Origin of the sequence: Vibrio sp. 10N.261.51.A3, from assembly GCF_041471965.1 — a bacterium.
GTDB lineage: Bacteria > Pseudomonadota > Gammaproteobacteria > Enterobacterales > Vibrionaceae > Vibrio > Vibrio crassostreae_C.
In genome coordinates, this window is sequence record NZ_JBFRPK010000054.1 from 24,298 (window position 1) to 46,349 (window position 22,052).

A 22,052-nucleotide genomic window follows, 5' to 3' on the forward strand; every position below is an offset into this window, starting at 1 on the left:
GCTATGGACAAGCGATAACCACATGTTGACCTTAAGGAGTTGTTCATGAACCCAATCACTGAGCACGGTTGCTTGTATTCAGCTGAAGATAAAACACTGACTGCAGCGTGCAAACGCTTACTACAACAACAAAGCTTCTCGACCCAAAATCAACTGCGAGAGAAACTCGTCGATATTGGCTATACCGGTATCAGCCAATCGACCGTATCTCGTATTTTGTCACAGCTTGGTGTTGTCAAAATTCAGAATGCTTGCGGTAAAAAGGTTTACTGCATCACGGTTGAAAGTGCACCGGTTCGTGTCGATGCATCCATCTCATCGCAAATCGAATTCATCACTCATAACCAAGCGATGGTCATCGTAAAAACTCATCCAGGTTGTGCTCAATTAGTCGCAAGATTAGTCGATATCGACCCACATACTGAGATTATCGGCACCGTTGGCGGTAATGATACCGTGCTTATTATTCCAAAAGATACGATGAATATTGATGCTTGCGAACAAGTAGTAAAAGCACGCTTGGGTGTAGCTTAAATGTCTCTTTTACAAAGGCAAGTCACTCAAGTTGAATTGCAGCTCCCCACTCGATTACCCAATAAAATCGCTATCCCGCCTTAGGGGATATTTGTTTGCCGATGAAACTAATAGCAAACTATTACGGTCTGATTGAGTTAAGATACCTTCAACTCCATTTTGATGACTAAATAGTATGCGACGACTTGCCACATTACTTTTTGTTTGTGTTTCCCTATTCACCCAGCCTGCGTGGGCGCTATTTGGGAACGACAACGCCGAGCCAAGCTTCGGAGGCAATAACAATGGTTTTGTCCCTGTAGACCAAGCTTTCCCTTTCAATTACTACCAGCAAGACGACAAAGTCCTTCTCGACTGGCAAGTAAAAGAGGACTACTACCTCTATCAACATAGCCTCTCGTTCACCGGGCAAAATCTCGCTATCGGTAATGTTGAATTAGAAGATGGTAAGCCGCACCAAGATGAATTCTTCGGTGAGGTGAGCATTTATACTCAGCCGTTATTCGTGCAAGTTCCTCTGCAGAGTTACCAAGATGGCTCACAGCTGATCGTTAAGTATCAAGGCTGTGCGGACGCAGGGTTCTGCTACCCACCAGAGACTCGTATCATCGACATTGAACCTTTCACAGCAACAGGTTCTGCTAATTCGCAAGGTAGTGACTCACAAGCTTCATCTTCTGCTGGCAACGAAACCGATGTTTCTATACAACCAACATCTCCGAAAGCAGACGTTGTAAGTAACACGACTCAACAGCCAAATACCCCTGTTTCAAAAGAAGCAGGCTTAGCCGATAAGCTCGGTGACAGTTGGTGGACCCCTCTATTATTCTTAGCACTCGGTGTTGGTTTAGCCTTTACGCCGTGTGTGCTGCCTATGTATCCGATTCTAACGGGTATCGTTTTAGGTGGTGGCAAACTCAGCCAAGGTCGCGCGCTGATGCTGTCCTTTATTTACGTGCAAGGCATGGCGTTAACCTACACCTTATTAGGTTTAGTGGTTGCTTCAGCAGGCATGCAATTCCAAGCCGCTATGCAGCACCCTTACGTGCTGATCGCGCTGAGTGTTCTGTTCGTGGCGTTAGCAATGTCGATGTTTGGCGTTTATAACCTGCAACTGCCAAGCAGCATCCAAACTTGGCTCAACAACCAAAGCAACAAGCAGCAAGGTGGCAATACCTTGGGCGTATTCGCAATGGGCGCTATCTCTGGCTTGGTGTGTTCACCTTGTACCACGGCGCCATTGTCAGGCGCACTGCTGTATGTGGCTCAGAGTGGTGACCTATTTACCGGTGCAATTGCTCTGTACGCGTTGGCTATGGGTATGGGTATCCCACTGATTTTAGTGGCAGTGTTTGGTAATAAGCTATTGCCTAAAGCGGGCAGCTGGATGAACAAGGTGAAGATCGTATTCGGCTTTATCTTGCTTGCCGCGCCTATCTTCCTGCTAGAGCGCATCATTCCTGAATTGTGGGCAACCGTGCTTTGGTCTGGCCTTGGCTTCATCGCCTTTGGTTGGCTTTACCACAGTAAGAATGCACTGCCATTTGGTGGCTGGAAGCAAAGCGCTGTGGGCATCATTGCGATGCTTGGCCTGTTCGCATCAGCTCAACCTGCGCTCAATTACTGGTTTGCAGAAAAGAGCGTGACGGTAGAACAACAGCACATCCAATTTGCACGCATCAACACGGTTGAAGAGCTAGAAATCCAGCTCATCGAAGCGAAGAAACTCGGTAAGCCTGTGATGCTCGACTTCTACGCCGATTGGTGTGTGGCGTGTAAAGAGTTCGAGAAGTACACCTTCCATCAAGCTGATGTGGAAAACAAGCTTTCTGACTTTGTACTGCTACAAGCCGATGTAACGAGAAACATGCCTCAAGACATTGAACTGCTTAAACAATTACAGGTACTTGGCTTACCGACGATTGAGTTCTGGGATGGCGAGGGTAACCATGTTCCAAATGCTCGTGTAACCGGTTTTATGCCTGCTGATGTATTCTTAAAACACATGCAAAACCACCAGCTATAACGGCAATATTCACTAAAATATAAGCCGAATCGAAAGCCGCACCGCCCCTCCGTAACGAGATGGCAGTGCGGCTTTTTTGCTATTCAGAGTAACGCTTTCTTATTCCGGGGATAAAAGTCGATATGGTTCAGACTTTTAATGCATAGATATTGTCCACATACTCAATCAGGATGATAATAAATATTAACTAAATTGTTAAAAGTATGAACGTCATGGACTCGACCTATACCATCATCATTGCTGATGACCACCCTCTCTTTCGCAACGCCCTGTTTCAGTCAGTTCATATGGCGATCAGTGGTGCGAACCTGCTTGAGGCCGATTCTCTCGATGCCTTACTGACTCTGCTAAAGAAAGAAGGCGAGCCGGATCTATTACTGCTCGATCTGAAAATGCCGGGCGCCAATGGCATGTCAGGCTTAATTCAACTGCGCGCTGAATACCCAGATCTACCGATTGTGGTGGTTTCTGCCAGTGAAGATGCCAGCGTGGTCACTCAGGTGAAGAGCCACGGTGCGTTTGGCTTTATTCCTAAGTCGAGTGATATGCGTGAGTTGGTGAGTGCACTGAATCAAGTGCTGAATGGCGACCCGTTCTTCCCTGAAGGGCTTATCACCAATAATGCAGCGTGTAGCGACCTTGCAGAAAAGATTTCCACACTGACGCCTCAGCAATACAAGGTATTAGGGATGCTTTCTGACGGCTTGCTTAACAAGCAAATCGCGTATGAATTGAATGTTTCGGAAGCGACCATCAAAGCACATATGACGGCCATCTTCCGTAAACTGGATGTGAAAAATCGTACTCAAGCGGTTATCTTGCTACAAGAAGTCCACAATTAAGCTTCACTGATATCCTCTTCTAAAGTCGTCTTAGGTAAACATAAACCCAACCTGACGACTTTATGATCATCTATCTCTGCAACCACCCAAGTGATGTCATGCCACTCAAAGCTATCACCCAATACAGAGTGTGCGCCAAGCTCTTGAGCAACCAATTGTTTTAGCGTCATTTCTCGCTCTTCTTCCGAGCCAAGTTCAATACCATAACAATCACTCACTGCCGCAACTGATAGCTCAACATCCAAGAAGAAGTCACCAAAGAATCGTGCCGCCTCTTCTGCTAGAGGCGCCTCACTGAACAACGAACTTAAGCTGTCCAAATCTTTGTCTTGACCAAGCACACATAAGATATCGTTCGCCTCTAACACGGTGCTGCCTGATGGGTGAAGCAAGGCATCCTTTCTAAACAGTGCAGTAATTCGCGTTCCTTCCGGCATAGACAAACGCTTTAGTGGTTCGCCCACACACCACTTCTCTTCTTTCAGCTTGTAGACAAACATCTCCCACTCACTAGCAGGGTAAATTTCAATGCCAGTACGAGAAATCGGTGTCGGCGTTGGCGGTAGCGTCACTTGAGCCAATCTCGCGACTTTCATCAAGCTGCCGCCTTGAACAATCAGCGACACCATAACCACGAAGAAGGCGATATTGAAATACAGCTGAGCATTGGGCAGGCCTGCCATCATCGGGAATACCGCTAAGATGATTGGTACTGCACCACGCAAACCTACCCAAGAAACAAACCAACGTTCCTTGGTGGTAAAGCTTCTGAACGGCAGCAAACCCAACCAAACCGACAGCGGACGAGCAAACAAAATCATACCGAAGGCCAGTGCCAGCGCAGGCAGAGCAATGTCCATCAACGTTGATGGCGTCACCAATAAACCCAATACCAAGAACATCACGATCTGGCTTAGCCACGTCATGCCATCAAGAACATTAAGAATCGAGTGTCGCGAGCGCGTCGGACGATTACCAATGAACAAGCCCACTAGGTAAATCGATAAGATGCCGCTGCCGCCAAGCATGTTAGAGAACGCAAACAGAGCCACGCCCCCACTGAGTACCAGAATGGAATAAAGGCCATCAGCCAATTGTACTCGATTGATTAAGCTCCATAGAACCCAGCCGCCGCCAATACCAACAAGAGTACCGATACCAAACTGCATCGCAAAACTTTGCAGTAGGAAGTTCATTCCCATCTCAGCGTCAGGGTTACCTAACAGCGCAATTAAGGTCACCGTCAGGAAGACCGCCATTGGGTCGTTAGTGCCCGATTCGATCTCTAGGGTTGAGCCAACACGCTCATTGAGACTCTGTCCTTTCAGCAAAGAGAATACCGCTGCCGCATCGGTTGAACCAACAATCGCCCCGACCAAGATGCCCTGCATTAATGACAAGTCAAACAGCCAAGCCGCCATTAATCCGGTTAAGGTTGCTGTACATGCGACACCTATCGTCGCCAGCGAGAGCGAAGGCCAGAAAGCGACCTTGAAGCTCGCCACCTTGGTTCGCATACCGCCATCCAACAGAATCACGGCAAGCGCAAGGTTACTCACCAAGTAGGTCAGTGAGTAATCATCGAAATGAATATTACCGGGTCCATCTTCACCCGCTAACATACCAACGAACAAAAAGATCAAAAGAATAGGAACGCCCAATCGAGAGGACACTTGTGAGAAAAGCACGCTGATGGCGATGAGTACGGCACCAGTCAAGAATAAGTGGTTAATGGTTATTGCGTCCAATTCGTTCCCCCAAAGAATAAAATCCGAGCTTTAAGCCTGTTGATCTTTTGCCACTAGCTTGTTGATCTTCTGCCGTTTAGCAAGGCACGGTCGGTGAAAGTGCCGTTGTTACTATAACAAACTTATGTTTCGCTTCGTGTCATAAGCAGGGCTAAATACCGTTTCTCGGTCATTTAGTTGTTAAATTTTATGACTCGCAGTCTAATTCATCCCTTTTTGTTAGACCTTTGGCTAATTTAACAACATTGTAACATCACATTTTTCTATGGTTATGTCTCCTAGCTCCCATATTTCAGTACATTAGCGCTAATACCATCCCGACTAAAGTTGCACAGATCCCTTGACTTATCCTTGCTACATTCTAAATCGTAACATTACGTTAACACGCTATTTTACAAAACGGTTTCACAAAAACAGTTTCTACGAAAACGGAATAAAGGAGAAGGCAATGGCGTTCGAATCTACGGAACATGCTCAAGCCTACTGGAAGGAAAACTTGGGAATTATGGGAACACTGCTTGCGGTCTGGTTTGCGGTGTCTTACGGCGCTGGCATCTTATTTGTGGATGCCCTCAATACCGTTCAGTTTGGCGGGTTCAAGCTAGGATTTTGGTTCGCTCAGCAAGGTTCGATATACACCTTCGTGGCGCTGATATTTATTTACGTTGTCCGCATGAATGCGCTCGACAAAAAATACAACGTACAGGAAGACTAGAGGCTAGAACATGGATATTCAAACTTGGACGTTTATTCTCGTCGGTATTACTTTCGCGGTATATATCGGCATCGCAATCTGGGCTCGTGCAGGGTCTACTAGTGAGTTCTACGTTGCTGGCGGTGGTGTACACCCAGTAGCAAACGGCATGGCGACCGCCGCTGACTGGATGTCGGCAGCATCATTCATCTCAATGGCAGGTATCATCTCATTCGTTGGTTACGACGGTGCGGTTTACCTAATGGGTTGGACAGGTGGTTATGTACTACTTGCGCTATGTTTAGCACCTTACCTACGTAAGTTCGGTCAGTTTACGGTTCCTGATTTCATCGGTGAGCGTTACTACTCGAAAACGGCACGTATGGTAGCGGTATTCTGTGCAATCTTCGTATCGTTTACGTACGTTGCAGGCCAGATGCGTGGTGTGGGCGTTGTATTCTCTCGTTTCCTAGAAGTTGATATTAACCTAGGCATCATCATTGGTATGGGTATTGTGTTCTTCTACGCAGTACTAGGTGGCATGAAAGGCATCACTTATACGCAGGTAGCTCAATTCTGTGTCCTCATTTTCGCCTTCCTTGTTCCAGCAATCTTTACCTCAATCATGATGACAGGTAACCCACTTCCACAAGTTGGTATGGGCTCTACGCTATCAGGCACAGATGTTTACCTTCTTGATAAACTGGATGGACTGACCGAAGAACTCGGATTTACCGCCTATACCGAAGGTAACAAGAGCATGGTAGATGTATTCTTCATCTGTGCGGCTCTAATGGTCGGTACTGCGGGTCTTCCACACGTAATCATTCGTTTCTTCACGGTACCAAAAGTACGTGATGCTCGTATCTCAGCGGGTTGGGCACTACTGTTCATCTCGTTGCTATACACAACAGCACCAGGCGTTGCAGCATTCGCTCGTGTAAACATGATCGAAACAATCAACGGCCCTGACATGCAAGGTGTCGCTGCAGCGGACGCACCAAGCTGGTACAAAAACTGGGAAAGCACTGGCCTAGTAGGTTGGGAAGATAAGAACGGCGATGGCAAAATGTTCTACTCGGGCGATGAGCGCAACGAGATGAAGATTAACCGTGACATCATCGTACTGGCTTCTCCAGAGCTAGCGAAACTACCAAACTGGGTTGTAGCACTGCTTGCAGCCGGTGGCCTAGCAGCCGCACTATCAACAGCCGCGGGTCTACTATTGGTCATCTCAACGTCGATTTCACATGACTTGTTGAAGAAAGGCTTCAGACCAAACATGACCGACAAGCAGGAGCTGTTAGCCGCTCGTCTGGCAGCCATGGTCGCGATTGTCGGTGCCGGTTACTTAGGTATTAACCCACCAGGCTTTGTAGCACAGGTAGTAGCGTTTGCCTTCGGCTTAGCCGCAGCATCCTTCTTCCCAGCGATTATCCTAGGTATCTTCTACAAGAAGATGAACAAGGAAGGCGCAATTGCAGGTATGTTGTCAGGTATTGCCTTCACAGCAAGCTACATCATCTACTTCAAGTTCATTAACCCAGCAGCAAGCACACCTGAAAACTGGTGGTTTGGTATCAGCCCAGAAGGCATCGGTACGCTAGGTATGTGTCTAAACTTCGTAGTATCGATTGCTGTAAACAAAGTAACTGCTGAAGTACCACAAGATGTACAAGATATGGTTGAGAACATCCGTTACCCGAAAGGTGCAGGTGAAGCTCACGACCACTAAGCACGACCATTAAACAAAGATGTTTAGCAAAAAATGAATCAGTACTTACATTGTAGGGATTAGGTACTGACTCCAGAAAGCCGATACTTCGTGTATCGGCTTTTTCTTTTTCTGCTCACTTTATAAAAAGATAAACAAAGGGTTGTTTTTAAAATTTTATTTGATAATAATTATCATTAACATCCAATAAAGAGATGCAGATGATGATGAAAGAGCAGCAGGTTCTCTATTCGAGATTTTACAAAGCACAGGATCGCTTTGCTTCATTAGAACAAGTTCAAGGCCATGAGCCGTTTGTAATTCGAGAGTATATCGAGTGTGCACTGACGCTTTCGGCTTACTATGAAAAGCATGCCGCTCAAGAAAACATCTTGTTGTGCGAGCTGTATCTACGCCAAGTTTTCTTTCATTTGATTGAAGCGATTGAGTCTCCTCAGCGCAGTTTCGCCTTTCGTCATATCTGCCTAGACTCTATTCACTCACCACTATTTTATTTGAAGCGCCACTACTGCCAGCAACCTCAAGGCCAAGCGCGTTTTTTGAATCTCAGCCAAACACTAAAACAAGTCCAAGCCCCACTTGGCTAACAAGGATAGAACATGACCCTACAATTTCGGATTGAAAAAGACAGCATGGGCGAAGTGAAAGTCCCTGCCGATGCGCTATACCAAGCACAAACTCAGCGTGCAGCGGATAACTTCGCGTTTAGCTCTCACAAGATGCCGACCAGTTTTATTCAAGCACTGGCGTTAATTAAACAGGCAGCGGCAGATACCAATGCTCAGTTAGGTCTACTGGAAGGTGATATTGCCAACGCGATAGCCGAAGCCAGCCAAGAGATCATTGAGGGCAAACACCTCGATCAATTCCCTATCGATGTCTACCAAACCGGTTCAGGTACCAGTTCCAACATGAATGCCAATGAAGTGATTGCTACGCTTGCCTCAAGAAGCTTGCAAGGCGACGTGAACCCCAATGATCACGTCAACATGGGCCAAAGCAGTAACGATGTGGTGCCAACCGCAATTCAAGTGAGCGTTGCTTTGATGGCTGAAAATAAGCTATTACCTGCATTAACTCACCTTGCGGAAGCACTCACTATCAAGCAACAGGAACTTGCAGAGGTCGTGAAGACCGGCCGCACTCATCTAATGGATGCGATGCCAATGACCTTTGCTCAAGAGCTAGGTGGTTGGAAATTTCAGATAGAACACGCTAAGCAAGCAATAGAGAACACCCTGCCCGCTATCAAGGCTTTAGCACAAGGTGGTACTGCGGTTGGAACAGGGATCAATGCTGACCCACGCTTTGCCGATAAGTTTGCGAGTAACCTGTCTCAATCGACAAAGATCAGTTTTAGCTCGAGTGAAAACTTCTTTTTTAGCCTCAGCAGTCAAGACGCGATCGTTGCGCTGTCAGGTCAGCTCAAAACGGCAGCAGTTGCGATCATGAAGATCTCAAACGATCTTCGCTGGATGAACTCTGGGCCGTTGGCTGGCTTAGGGGAAATTGAATTACAGGCTCTACAACCAGGCTCATCGATCATGCCTGGCAAGGTAAATCCTGTGATTCCAGAAGCTGCAGCTATGGCGGCGGCGCAAGTCATTGGCAACGACACCACCATTACCGTAGCCGGACAATCAGGTAACTTCCAACTTAATGTGATGCTGCCAGTGATTGCTCATAACGTGTTGGAAAGTATTGAGTTATTGGCAAACAGCTCAGTCGCTTTAGCGGACAAAGCCATCGCGACCTTCACGGTACGCCAAGACAATCTCGATTTGGCACTGTCAAAGAACCCAATCCTAGTGACCGCACTTAACCCTGTGATTGGCTACTTGAAGGCGGCTGATATTGCCAAGAAAGCTTACAAAGAAGGCTTACCAATTCTGGATGTCGCAGAAAGAGAAACCGATCTTAGCCGAGAAGAGCTCAGTAAACTGCTTGATCCAACCACACTGACACAAGGTGGCATTGCTGGTTAGTTATTGAATTAACAAGCGAATCGGCGTTCGCAAAAAAAACAGAGACAAAAAAGGCCTCATCTGAGGCCTTTTCACTATCCGCTCACGAACGTACTAATCCGAGCCTGTTAACCCAAACTAGCTCACTCGATTCAAGACCGCTCTTAACTTAAGTGGTTTCACTGGCTTGGCAATAAAGCTAAAGCTGTTGGCCTTTATCGCTGCCAACATGTCATCGGTTCTATCGGCACTGATGATGACACCTTCAAAAGAATCTCCAAGGCGCAAGCGACACTGCTGCAGGACTTCGAGACCCGTTCTGCCATTATCTAAACGGTAATCAGAGAAAATCACATCAGGTAGCCAACCCTCATCTAGGCACTGCAAGCTTTCGACCAAATCAACCGCCGTCTTAACCTCACAGCCCCAACGTCCGATCAGGTTTTCCATACCGACTAAGATTTCTCGTTCATTATCGACACACAATATCTTGAGATGTTCGATGTCGCTGGTCGCCATTGGCGTCGAAGCTTGCACAACTGGAACCACTTTTTCCGCTCTAGCTAAGGTGATGGAAAAGACACTGCCTTGCCCCGGCCATGAGCGCATCGAAATTTGATGGCCAAGCACATGAGCAATACCTTTCGAGATAGCCAGCCCTAACCCCAATCCTTGATCGGCTCGTACTTGGCTGCCACGAGTAAACTCTTCAAAGATTTCTTGTTGCTTGTCTTCATCGATACCGGTTCCATTATCCCACACATCAATTCGAACCTGTCCATTCACTCTTCTCGCACCCAGTACCACTTTCCCTTCCGGGTTATAGCGGAACGCATTGGTCAAAAAGTTCTGAATCACACGCCTCAACAGCTTAGGGTCTGAATGAATGAACAATGACGACGGAATCATCTTAAACTCAATTTTCTGTTGTCTCGCTAGAGCGCTAAATTCCGCGTTCAAATTGGTTAATACGTCATGCACGGCAATCGCGTGAATGTTGGTTTCTAACTTTCCGGACTCCAATCGAGAGATATCCAGCAAGTCACCAATCAAATCTTCTGCGGCGCCAAGTGCACTCTCGATGTGAGATGACAATTGCTTCACCTCTTGCTCTTTTGCCACCTCAGACAGTGACGAAGCAAATAGACGTGCGGCATTGAGCGGCTGCATCAAATCGTGGCTTACCGCGGCTAGAAAACGACTCTTAGATTGTGATTCTTGATCCGAAATCTGCGTGGCTTTTACCAAGCGATGGTTCAGTTTTTCGAGTTCTTGAGTTCGCTCATGCACTCTCGATTCCAAACTTTCGTTGGCATCTTTTAGCGCTTGCTCTGCTTGTCGGAATACCGTGATGTCGGTAAAGCTCATCACAAAGCCACCACTTGGCATCGGGTTACCTTGCACTTCAATCACTCGACCATCAGGACGAATGCGAGAAGAGGTATGTCGAGTGCCTTGCTCCAAATGATAAACACGGCGACGCACATGATCTTCAGGGTCACCCGGACCACACAAACCTTGCTGAGCATTATGGCGAATCACATCGGAGATCGGCCTGCCCACTTGTATCAAACCAGCAGGGAACTCAAACAATTCTAGATAGCGCTGATTCCACGCCACCAGCCTCATTTGTTTGTCGATTACTGCGATGCCTTGGCCAATATGTTCAATCGCGCCTTGCAGTAAACCACGGCTGAAGTCGTACAGTTCCGAAGCTTCATCCACGATGGTCGCGACTTCTTCAAGCTGCATGTTTCTTCCCTGTAAAGCGGAAGTAAGTACTAACTTAGCAGACGAAGCACCGAATACTCCGGCGAGCACGCGCTCTGCGTGTCGAATCAGACTTGCAGGCGCTTGTTGATTAGGAAGCAGCGGCTGACCGTGTTGTTGCCAATAGCTGTGTAAGGCACTTTTGGCACGCTTACGGCCTACAAAACGCGACGCCAGCATCTCTAATTCAGCGACCGTCACTCGGTTCTGGTAAAGGCTGATATTCTCGTTTTCAGGCAGCGGCGTGCCAACAAATGCTGCTGATTGTAAGCGCTCACTTAGGCTTGGGCGAGTCGTCATCGAAACCACGGCATAGCACAAGGTATTAAGTACAATACTCAGCACAATGCCCCAGTTTGAACTGCTGATATTCCAGCTACTGAGCAGTTCTGGCGGCGTGATAATCCACAGTAAAAGGTTACTGTCACTGTCGCCAGCCAACATGCTGGTTTGGCTCATCAAGGTAATCAGCCAAATCAACGAGCCCACCATTAAGCCGACATACACGCCCTTGCGGTTACCCGGGCGCCAGTACAAACCACCAATAAGTGCTGGCGCGAATTGAGCAATCGCAGCAAAGGAAAGAAAGCCAATCGCTGACAGTGAATGGATGGTATCGAGCGCCTGATAAAACAGCCAAGCACCCAGTAACAGCAGTAAAATTAGCCCGCGGCGAATCACCAATAGCAGGCCAGAAAAGTGTCGATGGGTTCTTTGAGTTAGGCGCATACGGCGCAGTAACAATGGCATCACTAAATCATTCGACACCATGATCGCCAAGGCGATGGTCGACACTATCACCATGCCACTTGCCGCAGACGTACCACCAAGGAAAGCCAGCAAGGCAATGTGATTAGCGCCTTCTGACATTGGCACACTGATCACATAGGTATCCGCTGGCATACCAGTAAGTAGTCCTTGTCCTGCCCAAGCAATTGGCAGCACGAACAGTCCCATCAAAATCAGGTAAAGCGGAAACAACCAACGAGCGGTATGCAGGTCTTGAGGACGTTCGTTCTCTACCACCATGGTATGGAACTGGCGTGGCAGACAGACAATCGCCAACATGGTCAAAACGGTATGAATAATTAAGGTCGGAATATTGGGTGATTCGTAGGTGGAAGCCGCCACATCAAGCAAGTCGATCTTGTCGCTGCTCATCGCCAGATACATGATGAATAGGCCAACGATCAGGAATGCCGCGAGCTTAACGATGGATTCAAACGCCACCGCCATCATCATGCCACGGTGATGCTCTGTGTTATCAATGTGTCTTGTACCAAACAGCATGGTGAAAATAGCCAAAGCACCGACCACAAACCAAGACACATGATAGTCCTGATAACCGAAGTCAGCCGCTAGGTTGGGTGCAACAATATCCAACCCCATGGTAATACCACGCAGTTGCAGAGCAATATAAGGAAGGATACCAACCACGGCGATAACCGTCACCGCCACCGCTAAGCCCTGAGATTTTCCATAACGAGCCGCGATAAAGTCGGCAATGGAGGTGATATGTTCCCGCTTCGCAATCAGGATCAGCCGCGCCAAGATCCGCCAGCCTAGTGTAAAGACTAGAATCGGGGCGAGGTAAATGGGTAAAAAAGACCAAGGGTTGTTACTCGCCTGCCCGACCGTTCCATAGAAGGTCCAAGAGGTACAATACACGGCAATCGAAAGGCTATAGATCCACGGGCGCCAACGCGATAGCCAACGAACCTGCCTGTCTCCATACCAAGCGATCAGAAATAACACGCCCAAGTAGGCTAAAGAGACTGGAATTACTATCCATCCTTGCATTGAAAACCCTTTTTTCATCCATAAAAAAACCTCTCCATAAGGGAGAGGTTTCATTTAACTAAGGATGGGTGATTAACTCAATCGCATCGCTTAAATTCTGTGCTTTAGACTCTAATTATCAGCATTTGCTGTGAGATTCTGACTGTTCCGAATCTGATTGATTAATCTCAACCACTGAACTTCTTTCATCCAACTTAATGAACAGAGCAAGTGCACCCATTGCAGCCATGCCCCAGAAGATATTTGCGCCCCAAAGCTCATAACCCCAACCACTTAAGGTGGTCATCAGTGCAATAAAGGCACCTAATGGAATCGCGTTATACAGGGCTTGTAGCGCAACCATCTTGTTTTGTTCTTCAGATTGGATGTATTGAATCGCGGCGATGTGTGCCATGGCAAATGTCACACCGTGCAGCAACTGCACCATCACCAGTGCAAAAATCGCCGTGGTTGATGCGGTAATACCCCAACGCGCCATCACCCCAATAGCCGCGACGACAAACAAAGTACGCAGTGACCAGCCTGAGAATAATCGCTTACTCAGAGCAAATACGGCCACTTCAGCAACAACACCTAAACTCCACAAATAACCGATGATAGCTTCTGAGTGACCCGCTTCTTTCCAATAAATCGCACTAAAACTGTAGTAAGCCGCATGACTACCTTGCAGCAGCGCCATCAAGGCTAAAAACTTTACCACTGACGACTCACGCAGCAGTTCACCTAGTTTTGGTCGCGCCGCTTGTTGCTCAGATTGTGTTACTGGCATCACATTGGGGTTTCTCATCGCAAGAATCAATGACAGCAACACACCGGCAAGCGCAGTATACAAAATCATGTCGGTGCCGAATTGTGCCACCAAATAGCCAACAACCGTTGAACCTGCGATAAAGGCAATTGATCCCCAAAGACGAGTTCGGCCGTAGTCGAGCATTTTCAAACGACTGTAATGGTTAGCCATCGCATCAGAAAGAGGAATGATCGGCCCACAACAGAGGTTAAACAGTACCGTTGCCAACAACATCAGTATAAAGCTGCCACCGGTGAAGAAGTGGAAACCGACAAACAGCAGCGCAGCGAAACTCAAACAGCGTAGCGCTGGCATCAAGTGTTCCACTTTATGGATACGCGGCGTAATCACTAAGTTGGCCACACAACGAGTCGCAAAGCCGATACCAATCAATACGCCAATATCACCAGCAGACACGCCTTGGTCTTCAAACCACAACGCCCAAAATGGCAAATACACGCCATACGCAAAAAAGAAACCAAGAAAATACTGAGAGATCCAGCCATAGGGTGAAGGGCTAAACATAAATGACCTATAAAGTGTGCGGAAAAAGGCAGCACCAATTATGCCTATCTCGCATACGATGAAAAAGGGAATTATTACTGGGATAGTATTCCCATATTCAATGGGTCTGGATATCGCATTTCAACAAGAGATTTCACGCTCATCAATACTCATACTCGCATTTAGACTAAAGTCGTCTGGAGCTTCGCTGGTATTTTGTCAGACTGATTAAAGACTCCCATTTCTTCTTGTGATGCTTATGCCTGACAAATTTAATATGCAGCACCCGCCCTTCGATAGCCTGTCCGACGCCGAACAGTTGAAGCTTCGCTCTTCATTAGACGTGGTGTATTACCGCTCTCAAGAAGTGATACTGGAAGCTGAAAGGCCGAGCCGACACCTGAATATTTTGATCAAAGGAGCTGTTGAAGAGCGCGCGAGCAGTGATGGTGAGATTTACGCACACTATGCCAATGACGATATTTTTGATGTCCGCAGCCAGTTTGAACCCCACACCAAACACCAATATATCGCACTCGAAGATACATTAAGTTATCTGCTGCCCACCGATATTTTTCTTGAGCTTTACCACGCCAATGGCCAATTCGCTGCCTACTTTGATAGCAACCTATCAACACGAAAAGCTTTGATAGAAGCCGCCCAGCAGCAACAGAATCTTGCCGAGTTTATATTAACCAAAGTGGATGACTCTATCTATCACCCACCACTGATACTTGAACCAAACCAACCGATCAACCAAGTCACTCAAACCCTTAAAGAACAAGGGTTAGACTCGGCCCTAGTCCATTTGGAACATAATGATCCAAAAGCTTTTGGATCATCATGTTCCTTATCGTATGGAATCGTCACTCGAACCAATTTATTGCATGCTGTGATGCTCGATAATTTCACACTGGATGCGCCTGTCGGTGAGATCGCAACGTTTCCGGTGATGCACGTGAACCAAGGCGATTTCTTATTTAACGCCATGATTACCATGACCAGAAATCGAGTAAAAAGGTTGATGGTTTGTGATGGTAAAAATGCGGTCGGCATGGTGGATATGACACAGATTCTCAGTGCATTCTCCACACACTCCCACGTTCTTACTTTGCGTATTGCGCGCGCCACCAGCGTTGAGGAATTGGCAATGGCATCCAACAAACAACGTCAACTGGTCGAGAGCTTGCTCAGTAATGGGATTCGCACACGCTTTATCATGGAGCTGATTTCTGCGGTCAACGAACAGATCATAGAGAAGGCTTTTGAGTTGGTGATCCCACCTGCACTGCATAATCATTGCTGCCTAATCGTGTTGGGTTCCGAAGGCCGTGGGGAACAAATTCTCAAAACCGATCAAGACAACGCGCTCATAATTCAAGATGGCTTGGAGTGGCATCAATGCCAAAGTGCCATGAACGACCTCACTCATACCCTTCAACAATTGGGTTACCCACTGTGCCCGGGCAACGTGATGGTCAACAATCCGAAATGGGTGCATTCAGAGCAAGAGTGGAAACAAACCCTTACCCATTGGGTAAAAAAAGCCACGCCAGACACCGTGATGGATATCGCGATCATGGCAGATGCACACGCAGTAGCGGGGAATAGAGAGTTATTAAAACCTGTAAAGCAGCACCTCAGTGATTTAATGCTCGGACAAGAATTGATTCTGACGGAGTTCTGCCGCCCGGCGCTGAACTTCTCAGTTCCCCTGACCCTGTTTGGTAATGTGAAGCAATCCAAGTCCGGACTCGATATCAAACAAGGCGGTATTTTCCCTATCGTGCATGGTGTGAGAGCGCTTTGCCTAGAACATGGTGTCACGGTCAACAACACCTTCGAACGCATTGAGCAGCTGGTCAGCAAGAAAGTATTAGAGCAAAGTACTGCCGATAATCTCAGTGAAGCACTCAAGCAATTCTTTAAGTGGCGCTTAGCCCAAAGGCTTTCTCAGCAGCACAGCAGCAACAAGATTAACGTCAAACTGATGGAACGAGCAGACAGGGATCTGCTTCGTCATAGCCTGCACGTGGTGAAGAAATTCAAGCAATGGCTCGGCTACCACTATCAGATACGGGATTAGGCATTGAACGATGAATAGGTTGGTTCGCTATTACTGGCATCACAAGCTCAAAGGCTCCCTCTATCAGCCTCTGTTTACTGCGCCTATTGATCATGAATATGTATCGCTCGATTGTGAAACCACCAGCCTAGATCCCAATCAGGCAGAATTAGTTACCATTGCCGCGACCAAGATCATCGGTAACCGAATCATTACCAGCCAACCTTTTGAAGTCCGGTTGCGCGCCCCCCAATCGCTCGATTGCAATTCAATAAAAATCCACCGTATCCGTCATCAAGATCTAAAGCACGGCATCGAAGAAAAACAGGCTTTAATCGAGCTACTGAACTTCATTGGAAATCGTCCTTTAGTCGGCTATCACATCCGCTATGATAAAAAAATTCTCGACCGCGCCTGTTTAAAACAGCTTGGATTTCCACTGCCTAACCGATTAGTCGAAGTGAGCCAACTCTATCAAGACAAACTCGAAAGACAGCTGCCCAATGCCTATTTTGATCTCAGTATGGACGCCATCTGTCGCCAACTCGATTTACCTATCCCGGTCAATAAACATGATGCATTACAAGACGCTATCTCCGCTGCGCTGATCTTTGTGCGCCTGAAACATGGTGATCTTCCCCGTTTCAACTCTTCTTATTCTTAATTCAACCACTGGCGCTTCACATAGAGAGCAACATCTCAAAATTGAACTTAACTCGCTATTTTGTAAGTGAAAAGCAGCGTCTCATCCTAAAGTCTAATTGTGGAAATCGCCGTCCTAGCCGAGAGTGATAACACAAAGACGGTTCTGTAATAGACCTAGAAACTGAACACAAAGGAAGTTGCCAGTTCATTAGGAATGTAGGCACAAGGAGAGATGCAATGAGTGAAGCCCACGTTTATCCGGTAAAAGAAAATATTAAATCAACCACACACGCGGATAATGACACTTACCTAGCCATGTACCAGCAATCTGTTTCTGACCCTGAAGGCTTTTGGGGTGAACACGGAAAAATCGTTGATTGGATCAAACCTTTCACACAAGTAAAAAACACCTCTTTCGACCCTGGCCACATTGATATTCGCTGGTTTGAAGATGGCACGCTTAACGTTTCGGCTAACTGTATCGACCGCCACCTTGCTGAGCGCGGTGATGAAGTCGCTATCATCTGGGAAGGCGATGACCCGGCAGATGATAAAACTCTAACTTTTAATGAACTGCATAAAGAAGTGTGCCTGTTTTCGAATGCTCTAAAAGAGCAAGGCGTGCGCAAAGGTGATGTGGTTTGTTTATACATGCCAATGGTGCCAGAAGCGGCAGTAGCCATGCTGGCGTGTACCCGTATCGGTGCGGTTCACACAGTCGTATTTGGTGGTTTCTCACCAGAAGCACTGTCTGGTCGTATTATCGATTCAAATTCTAAAGTCGTTATCACTGCCGATGAAGGCGTGCGTGGCGGCCGTGCTGTTCCACTGAAAAAGAATGTCGATGAAGCACTGACGAACCCTGAAGTGAAAAACATCGAGAAGGTTGTTGTATTCAAACGCACTGGCGGTGATGTGGCATGGCACGAACATCGCGATGTGTGGTGGCACGATGCTATTGCCAATGTATCTGCAGATTGCCCACCAGAAGAGATGAACGCAGAAGATCCACTATTCATCCTTTATACGTCAGGCTCAACAGGTAAACCTAAAGGCGTTATGCACACCACAGGTGGCTACCTTGTTTATGCTGCGATGACCTTCAAATACGTATTCGATTACCAAGAAGGCGAGACTTTCTGGTGTACAGCCGATGTGGGTTGGATTACCGGTCACACATATCTTGTTTACGGACCGCTTGCTAATGGCGCAAAAACGATTCTGTTTGAAGGCGTGCCAAATTACCCGAACACCAGCCGCATGAGCGAAGTGGTCGATAAGCACCAAGTTAATATTCTTTATACGGCGCCAACGGCTATTCGTGCATTGATGGCGAAAGGCAATGAAGCCGTTGAAGGTACTTCTCGTGACAGCCTAAGAATCATGGGCTCAGTGGGTGAACCTATCAACCCAGAGGCGTGGGAGTGGTACTACAAAACAATCGGTAATGAGCAATCTCCAATTGTTGATACATGGTGGCAAACAGAAACGGGCGGTATCTTGATTGCACCGCTACCAGGCGCAACAGACCTGAAACCGGGCTCTGCAACTCGTCCATTCTTCGGTGTGCAACCGGCACTGGTTGATAACATGGGTAACATCATTGAGGGTGCAACAGACGGCAACCTAGTGATTCTTGACTCTTGGCCAGGCCAAATGCGTACCGTTCATGGCGATCATGACCGCTTCGAACAGACTTACTTCTCGACCTTTAAAGGCATGTACTTCACCAGTGACGGCGCTCGTCGTGATGAAGACGGTTACTACTGGATTACGGGGCGTGTCGATGATGTACTTAACGTATCAGGTCACCGTATGGGTACTGCTGAGATTGAATCGGCTCTAGTCGCGTTCGATAAGATTGCAGAAGCCGCGATTGTGGGCATCCCTCATGATATTAAAGGCCAAGCGATTTACGCTTACATCACGCTGAATGATGGTGAGTTCCCAACCGCAGAGCTTCATAAAGAAGTAAAAGACTGGGTACGTAAAGAGATTGGCCCAATTGCAACGCCAGATGTACTGCACTGGACCGACTCTCTACCAAAAACTCGTTCGGGTAAAATCATGCGTCGTATCCTGCGTAAAATCGCGACTGGCGATACAGGTAACCTAGGTGATACCTCGACACTGGCCGACCCAAGTGTGGTTGATAAGCTGATTGCCGAGAAAGCAGAACTGGCATAAGCAACCAGTCACAGCAGCTAATCACTGTTTAAAACAGCACTTTCTAAACCGTCACCTATGTGGCGGTTTTTTTTATGGCTGATCTTGATCTCAAATATCCCGCCCCAAATTAAGGCTAAGACGCTTTTTTGTTAAGTTGGTAACAATTCCAAGCTGTATCAATAGGAGATTAGACCAGTAAATTGCTGCGATTTGCGCTGAATTAGCTATAATCTGGTTCTAATTTTTAAATTTGGGTTTTTCTCACTGGAAATTAACCGCAAATTTTCAATAAAATGGCAACATTCACGTTCGTAAACACGATAAAGGAAGATAGCCCCACGATGTCTACAAAGTTTCGCATTCTAGTTTTAAATGGCCCAAACCTTAACCTGTTAGGCCTTAGAGAGCCCGCACACTACGGTTCTCAAACACTTGACCAGATTATTAGCTCACTGACCGAGCAAGCGAAAGCACACGATGTTGAGCTATCTCACTTACAGTCAAATCGTGAGTACGAACTGATTGAAGCTATCCATAGTGCTTATCAAAATGTTGATTTTATTATTATCAACCCAGCAGCCTTTACACATACCAGTGTGGCACTGCGTGATGCACTACTTGGCGTTGCAATACCATTTATTGAGGTTCATCTATCGAATGTTCACGCGCGTGAACCATTCCGTCACCACTCTTACCTATCTGATAAAGCAGAAGGTGTGATTTGTGGCTTAGGTGCCCAAGGTTATCAATTTGCTTTGACCGCTGCGCTCAGCAAGCTCAACTCAAAGTAAACATAAACAACGAACTATTACTAACCTACTCAGTCATAGAGTAAGTTCAATTAACAGATAAAGAGAAAGAAACAATGGATATTCGCAAAATCAAAAAGCTAATCGAATTGGTTGAAGAGTCTGGTATTTCTGAGCTAGAAATCTCTGAAGGTGAAGAGTCAGTACGAATCAGTCGTAACAGCACTGCACCTGTAGCACCTGTTCAATATGCAGCTGCTCCAGCACCTGTAGCGGCAGCAGCTCCTGCGGCGGCACCTGTAGCAGCAGAAGCAGCAGCTCCTGCAGTTCCAGCTGGTCACCAAGTTCTTTCTCCAATGGTTGGTACTTTCTACGGCGCTCCAAGCCCAGACGCAAAACCATTCGTTAAAGTTGGTCAATCTGTAACTGCTGGCGAAACGCTATGTATCGTTGAAGCAATGAAAATGATGAACCAAATCGAAGCTGATAAATCTGGTGTTGTAACAGCTATCCTAGTTGAAGACGGTCAACCAGTAGAATTCGACCAAGCTCTAGTAATTATCGAATAATAGAGAGCACTCATTATGTTAGATAAATTAGTAATCGCGAACCGTGGTGAGATTGCACTACGTATTCTGCGTGCATGTAAAGAGCTTGGCATTAAAACGGTAGCGGTTCACTCAACTGCTGACCGTGACCTTAAGCACGTACTGCTTGCAGACGAAACCATTTGTATCGGTCCAGCTCGTGGTATCGATAGCTACCTAAACATCCCTCGTATCATCAGCGCAGCTGAAGTTACAGGTGCAGTAGCTGTTCACCCTGGCTACGGCTTCCTATCTGAAAATGCAGACTTTGCAGAACAGGTAGAGCGCAGTGGCTTTATCTTCGTTGGCCCTAAAGCTGAAACCATTCGCATGATGGGTGACAAAGTGTCAGCTATCACGTCAATGAAGAAAGCTGGCGTACCTTGTGTACCAGGTTCTGACGGCCCTCTTGACGACGACGAAGCAAAAAACAAAGCGCACGCTAAACGCATTGGCTTCCCAGTTATCATCAAGGCATCTGGCGGCGGCGGCGGTCGTGGTATGCGTGTTGTTCGTTCTGAAGCAGAATTAACAGAAGCTATCGCGATGACTCGTGCTGAAGCAAAAGCATGTTTCAACAACGACATGGTTTACATGGAGAAATTCCTAGAAAACCCACGTCACATTGAAGTACAAGTGCTTGCAGATGGCCAAGGTAATGCTATCCACCTAGGTGAGCGTGACTGTTCAATGCAGCGTCGTCACCAGAAAGTTGTGGAAGAAGCGCCAGCACCGGGTATCACTGAAGAGATGCGTAAGTACATTGGCGAACGTTGTACTCGTGCATGTATTGAGATCGGTTACCGCGGTGCAGGTACATTTGAATTCCTATACGAGAACGGTGAATTCTACTTCATCGAAATGAACACTCGTATCCAGGTTGAACACACGATTACTGAAATGGTAACGGGTATCGACCTAGTGAAAGAACAGCTACGTATTGCAGCTGGTCAGCCTCTATCATTCACTCAGGATGACATTAAGCTGCGTGGCCACTCAATCGAATGTCGTATCAATGCTGAAGATCCCGTTCGTTTCCTACCTTCACCAGGTAAGATTGAACGTTTCCACGCACCAGGCGGCATGGGCGTACGTTGGGAATCTCACATCTACACGGGTTACACAGTGCCACCACACTACGATTCAATGATTGGTAAGCTGATCACTTACGGTGAGAACCGTGATGTTGCTATCGCTCGTATGAAGAACGCATTGGGTGAAATGATTGTTGAAGGTATTAACGTTAATACTGAGCTTCAACTGTCTATTATGAACGACGAAAACTTCCAACACGGTGGTGCAAACATCCACTACCTTGAGAAGAAACTTGGTTTGTCATAATCCGTTCGTTTAAGAACAGTCAAAATGCTCACTTCGGTGAGCATTTTTGTTTTTGAACCGCCGAAAAAATCAATCTTTAATCCCCATTA

16 protein-coding genes are annotated in these 22,052 nt (G+C 46.9%); 13 read left to right on the plus strand and 3 right to left on the minus strand.

Features of this window, described 5'->3' with window-relative positions; translation table 11 throughout:
- The first annotated feature begins 45 nt into the window (after positions 1-45).
- From AB4371_RS13985 to AB4371_RS13995, 3 genes are all read left to right on the plus strand, one after another.
- On the plus strand, positions 46-534 hold the full coding sequence (locus AB4371_RS13985; RefSeq protein ID WP_017063664.1) for an arginine repressor: 489 nt from the start codon (positions 46-48) through the stop codon (positions 532-534).
- A gap of 175 nt (positions 535-709) precedes the next feature.
- A complete protein-coding gene (locus AB4371_RS13990; protein WP_102394138.1) occupies positions 710-2,560 on the plus strand; it encodes a protein-disulfide reductase DsbD in 1,851 nt (616 codons plus the stop codon).
- Between the two features lie 212 nt (positions 2,561-2,772).
- Positions 2,773-3,402 carry a response regulator transcription factor gene (locus AB4371_RS13995; protein ID WP_017062717.1) on the plus strand — a complete coding sequence of 210 codons (630 nt, stop codon included), beginning with the start codon at positions 2,773-2,775 and terminating at the stop codon, positions 3,400-3,402.
- Here AB4371_RS13995 and AB4371_RS14000 read toward each other — a convergent pair.
- Positions 3,399-5,150, minus strand: a complete 1,752-nt coding sequence (locus AB4371_RS14000; protein WP_017066561.1) for a potassium/proton antiporter — start codon at positions 5,148-5,150, stop codon at positions 3,399-3,401. The genes AB4371_RS13995 and AB4371_RS14000 overlap by 4 nt on opposite strands.
- A 448-nt stretch (positions 5,151-5,598) precedes the next feature.
- On the opposite strand from AB4371_RS14000, the gene AB4371_RS14005 reads away from it, so the two are divergent.
- From AB4371_RS14005 to AB4371_RS14020, 4 genes are all read left to right on the plus strand, one after another.
- Positions 5,599-5,865: a DUF4212 domain-containing protein gene (locus AB4371_RS14005; RefSeq protein WP_010435433.1), complete on the plus strand. Its 267-nt coding sequence runs from the start codon at positions 5,599-5,601 to the stop codon at positions 5,863-5,865.
- A 10-nt stretch (positions 5,866-5,875) separates the two neighbouring features.
- A complete protein-coding gene (locus AB4371_RS14010) occupies positions 5,876-7,579 on the plus strand; it encodes a sodium:solute symporter family protein (RefSeq protein ID WP_017062715.1) in 1,704 nt (567 codons plus the stop codon).
- Between the two features lie 200 nt (positions 7,580-7,779).
- Positions 7,780-8,166: a hypothetical protein gene (locus AB4371_RS14015; RefSeq protein WP_017068852.1), complete on the plus strand. Its 387-nt coding sequence runs from the start codon at positions 7,780-7,782 to the stop codon at positions 8,164-8,166.
- 12 nt (positions 8,167-8,178) lie between these two features.
- Positions 8,179-9,564, plus strand: coding sequence for a lyase family protein (locus AB4371_RS14020; RefSeq protein ID WP_102398375.1), 1,386 nt, complete (start codon positions 8,179-8,181; stop codon positions 9,562-9,564).
- A gap of 117 nt (positions 9,565-9,681) precedes the next feature.
- Here the strand turns inward: AB4371_RS14020 and AB4371_RS14025 are convergent, their stop codons facing one another.
- On the minus strand, positions 9,682-13,113 hold the full coding sequence (locus AB4371_RS14025) for a PAS-domain containing protein (protein WP_372150149.1): 3,432 nt from the start codon (positions 13,111-13,113) through the stop codon (positions 9,682-9,684).
- A 118-nt stretch (positions 13,114-13,231) separates the two neighbouring features.
- Positions 13,232-14,428 (minus strand): 3-phenylpropionate MFS transporter, encoded by a 1,197-nt coding sequence (locus AB4371_RS14030; RefSeq protein WP_017062710.1) that lies wholly within the window; start codon positions 14,426-14,428, stop codon positions 13,232-13,234.
- A gap of 232 nt (positions 14,429-14,660) precedes the next feature.
- On the opposite strand from AB4371_RS14030, the gene AB4371_RS14035 reads away from it, so the two are divergent.
- The 6 genes from AB4371_RS14035 to accC all read left to right on the plus strand — a co-directional run bounded on the left by AB4371_RS14035 (position 14,661) and on the right by accC (position 21,963).
- Positions 14,661-16,493 (plus strand): DUF294 nucleotidyltransferase-like domain-containing protein, encoded by a 1,833-nt coding sequence (locus tag AB4371_RS14035; protein ID WP_372150154.1) that lies wholly within the window; start codon positions 14,661-14,663, stop codon positions 16,491-16,493.
- 10 nt (positions 16,494-16,503) lie between these two features.
- Positions 16,504-17,136, plus strand: coding sequence for a 3'-5' exonuclease (locus AB4371_RS14040; protein WP_017062708.1), 633 nt, complete (start codon positions 16,504-16,506; stop codon positions 17,134-17,136).
- Between the two features lie 218 nt (positions 17,137-17,354).
- On the plus strand, positions 17,355-19,304 hold the full coding sequence (gene acs, locus AB4371_RS14045) for an acetate--CoA ligase (protein ID WP_009844693.1): 1,950 nt from the start codon (positions 17,355-17,357) through the stop codon (positions 19,302-19,304).
- A gap of 323 nt (positions 19,305-19,627) precedes the next feature.
- Complete coding sequence (gene aroQ, locus AB4371_RS14050; protein ID WP_010435475.1) at positions 19,628-20,077, plus strand: type II 3-dehydroquinate dehydratase; 450 nt, start codon at positions 19,628-19,630, stop codon at positions 20,075-20,077.
- A 74-nt stretch (positions 20,078-20,151) separates the two neighbouring features.
- A complete protein-coding gene (gene accB, locus AB4371_RS14055) occupies positions 20,152-20,604 on the plus strand; it encodes an acetyl-CoA carboxylase biotin carboxyl carrier protein (RefSeq protein ID WP_017062707.1) in 453 nt (150 codons plus the stop codon).
- A 15-nt stretch (positions 20,605-20,619) separates the two neighbouring features.
- On the plus strand, positions 20,620-21,963 hold the full coding sequence (gene accC, locus AB4371_RS14060) for an acetyl-CoA carboxylase biotin carboxylase subunit (protein ID WP_017062706.1): 1,344 nt from the start codon (positions 20,620-20,622) through the stop codon (positions 21,961-21,963).
- The last annotated feature ends 89 nt before the right edge of the window (positions 21,964-22,052 follow it).

Bases quoted from the DNA above. Each gene is read 5' to 3' on its own strand.
- AB4371_RS13985 (WP_017063664.1), top strand. From the start codon at position 46: ATGAACCCAATCACTGAGCACGGTTGCTTGTATTCAGCTGAAGATAAA.
- AB4371_RS13990 (WP_102394138.1), top strand. From the start codon at position 710: ATGCGACGACTTGCCACATTACTTTTTGTTTGTGTTTCCCTATTCACC.
- AB4371_RS13995 (WP_017062717.1), top strand. From the start codon at position 2,773: ATGGACTCGACCTATACCATCATCATTGCTGATGACCACCCTCTCTTT.
- AB4371_RS14005 (WP_010435433.1), top strand. From the start codon at position 5,599: ATGGCGTTCGAATCTACGGAACATGCTCAAGCCTACTGGAAGGAAAAC.
- AB4371_RS14010 (WP_017062715.1), top strand. From the start codon at position 5,876: ATGGATATTCAAACTTGGACGTTTATTCTCGTCGGTATTACTTTCGCG.
- AB4371_RS14015 (WP_017068852.1), top strand. From the start codon at position 7,780: ATGATGATGAAAGAGCAGCAGGTTCTCTATTCGAGATTTTACAAAGCA.
- AB4371_RS14020 (WP_102398375.1), top strand. From the start codon at position 8,179: ATGACCCTACAATTTCGGATTGAAAAAGACAGCATGGGCGAAGTGAAA.
- AB4371_RS14025 (WP_372150149.1), bottom strand. From the start codon at position 13,113: ATGCAAGGATGGATAGTAATTCCAGTCTCTTTAGCCTACTTGGGCGTG.
- AB4371_RS14030 (WP_017062710.1), bottom strand. From the start codon at position 14,428: ATGTTTAGCCCTTCACCCTATGGCTGGATCTCTCAGTATTTTCTTGGT.
- AB4371_RS14035 (WP_372150154.1), top strand. From the start codon at position 14,661: ATGCTTATGCCTGACAAATTTAATATGCAGCACCCGCCCTTCGATAGC.
- AB4371_RS14040 (WP_017062708.1), top strand. From the start codon at position 16,504: ATGAATAGGTTGGTTCGCTATTACTGGCATCACAAGCTCAAAGGCTCC.
- acs (WP_009844693.1), top strand. From the start codon at position 17,355: ATGAGTGAAGCCCACGTTTATCCGGTAAAAGAAAATATTAAATCAACC.
- aroQ (WP_010435475.1), top strand. From the start codon at position 19,628: ATGTCTACAAAGTTTCGCATTCTAGTTTTAAATGGCCCAAACCTTAAC.
- accB (WP_017062707.1), top strand. From the start codon at position 20,152: ATGGATATTCGCAAAATCAAAAAGCTAATCGAATTGGTTGAAGAGTCT.
- accC (WP_017062706.1), top strand. From the start codon at position 20,620: ATGTTAGATAAATTAGTAATCGCGAACCGTGGTGAGATTGCACTACGT.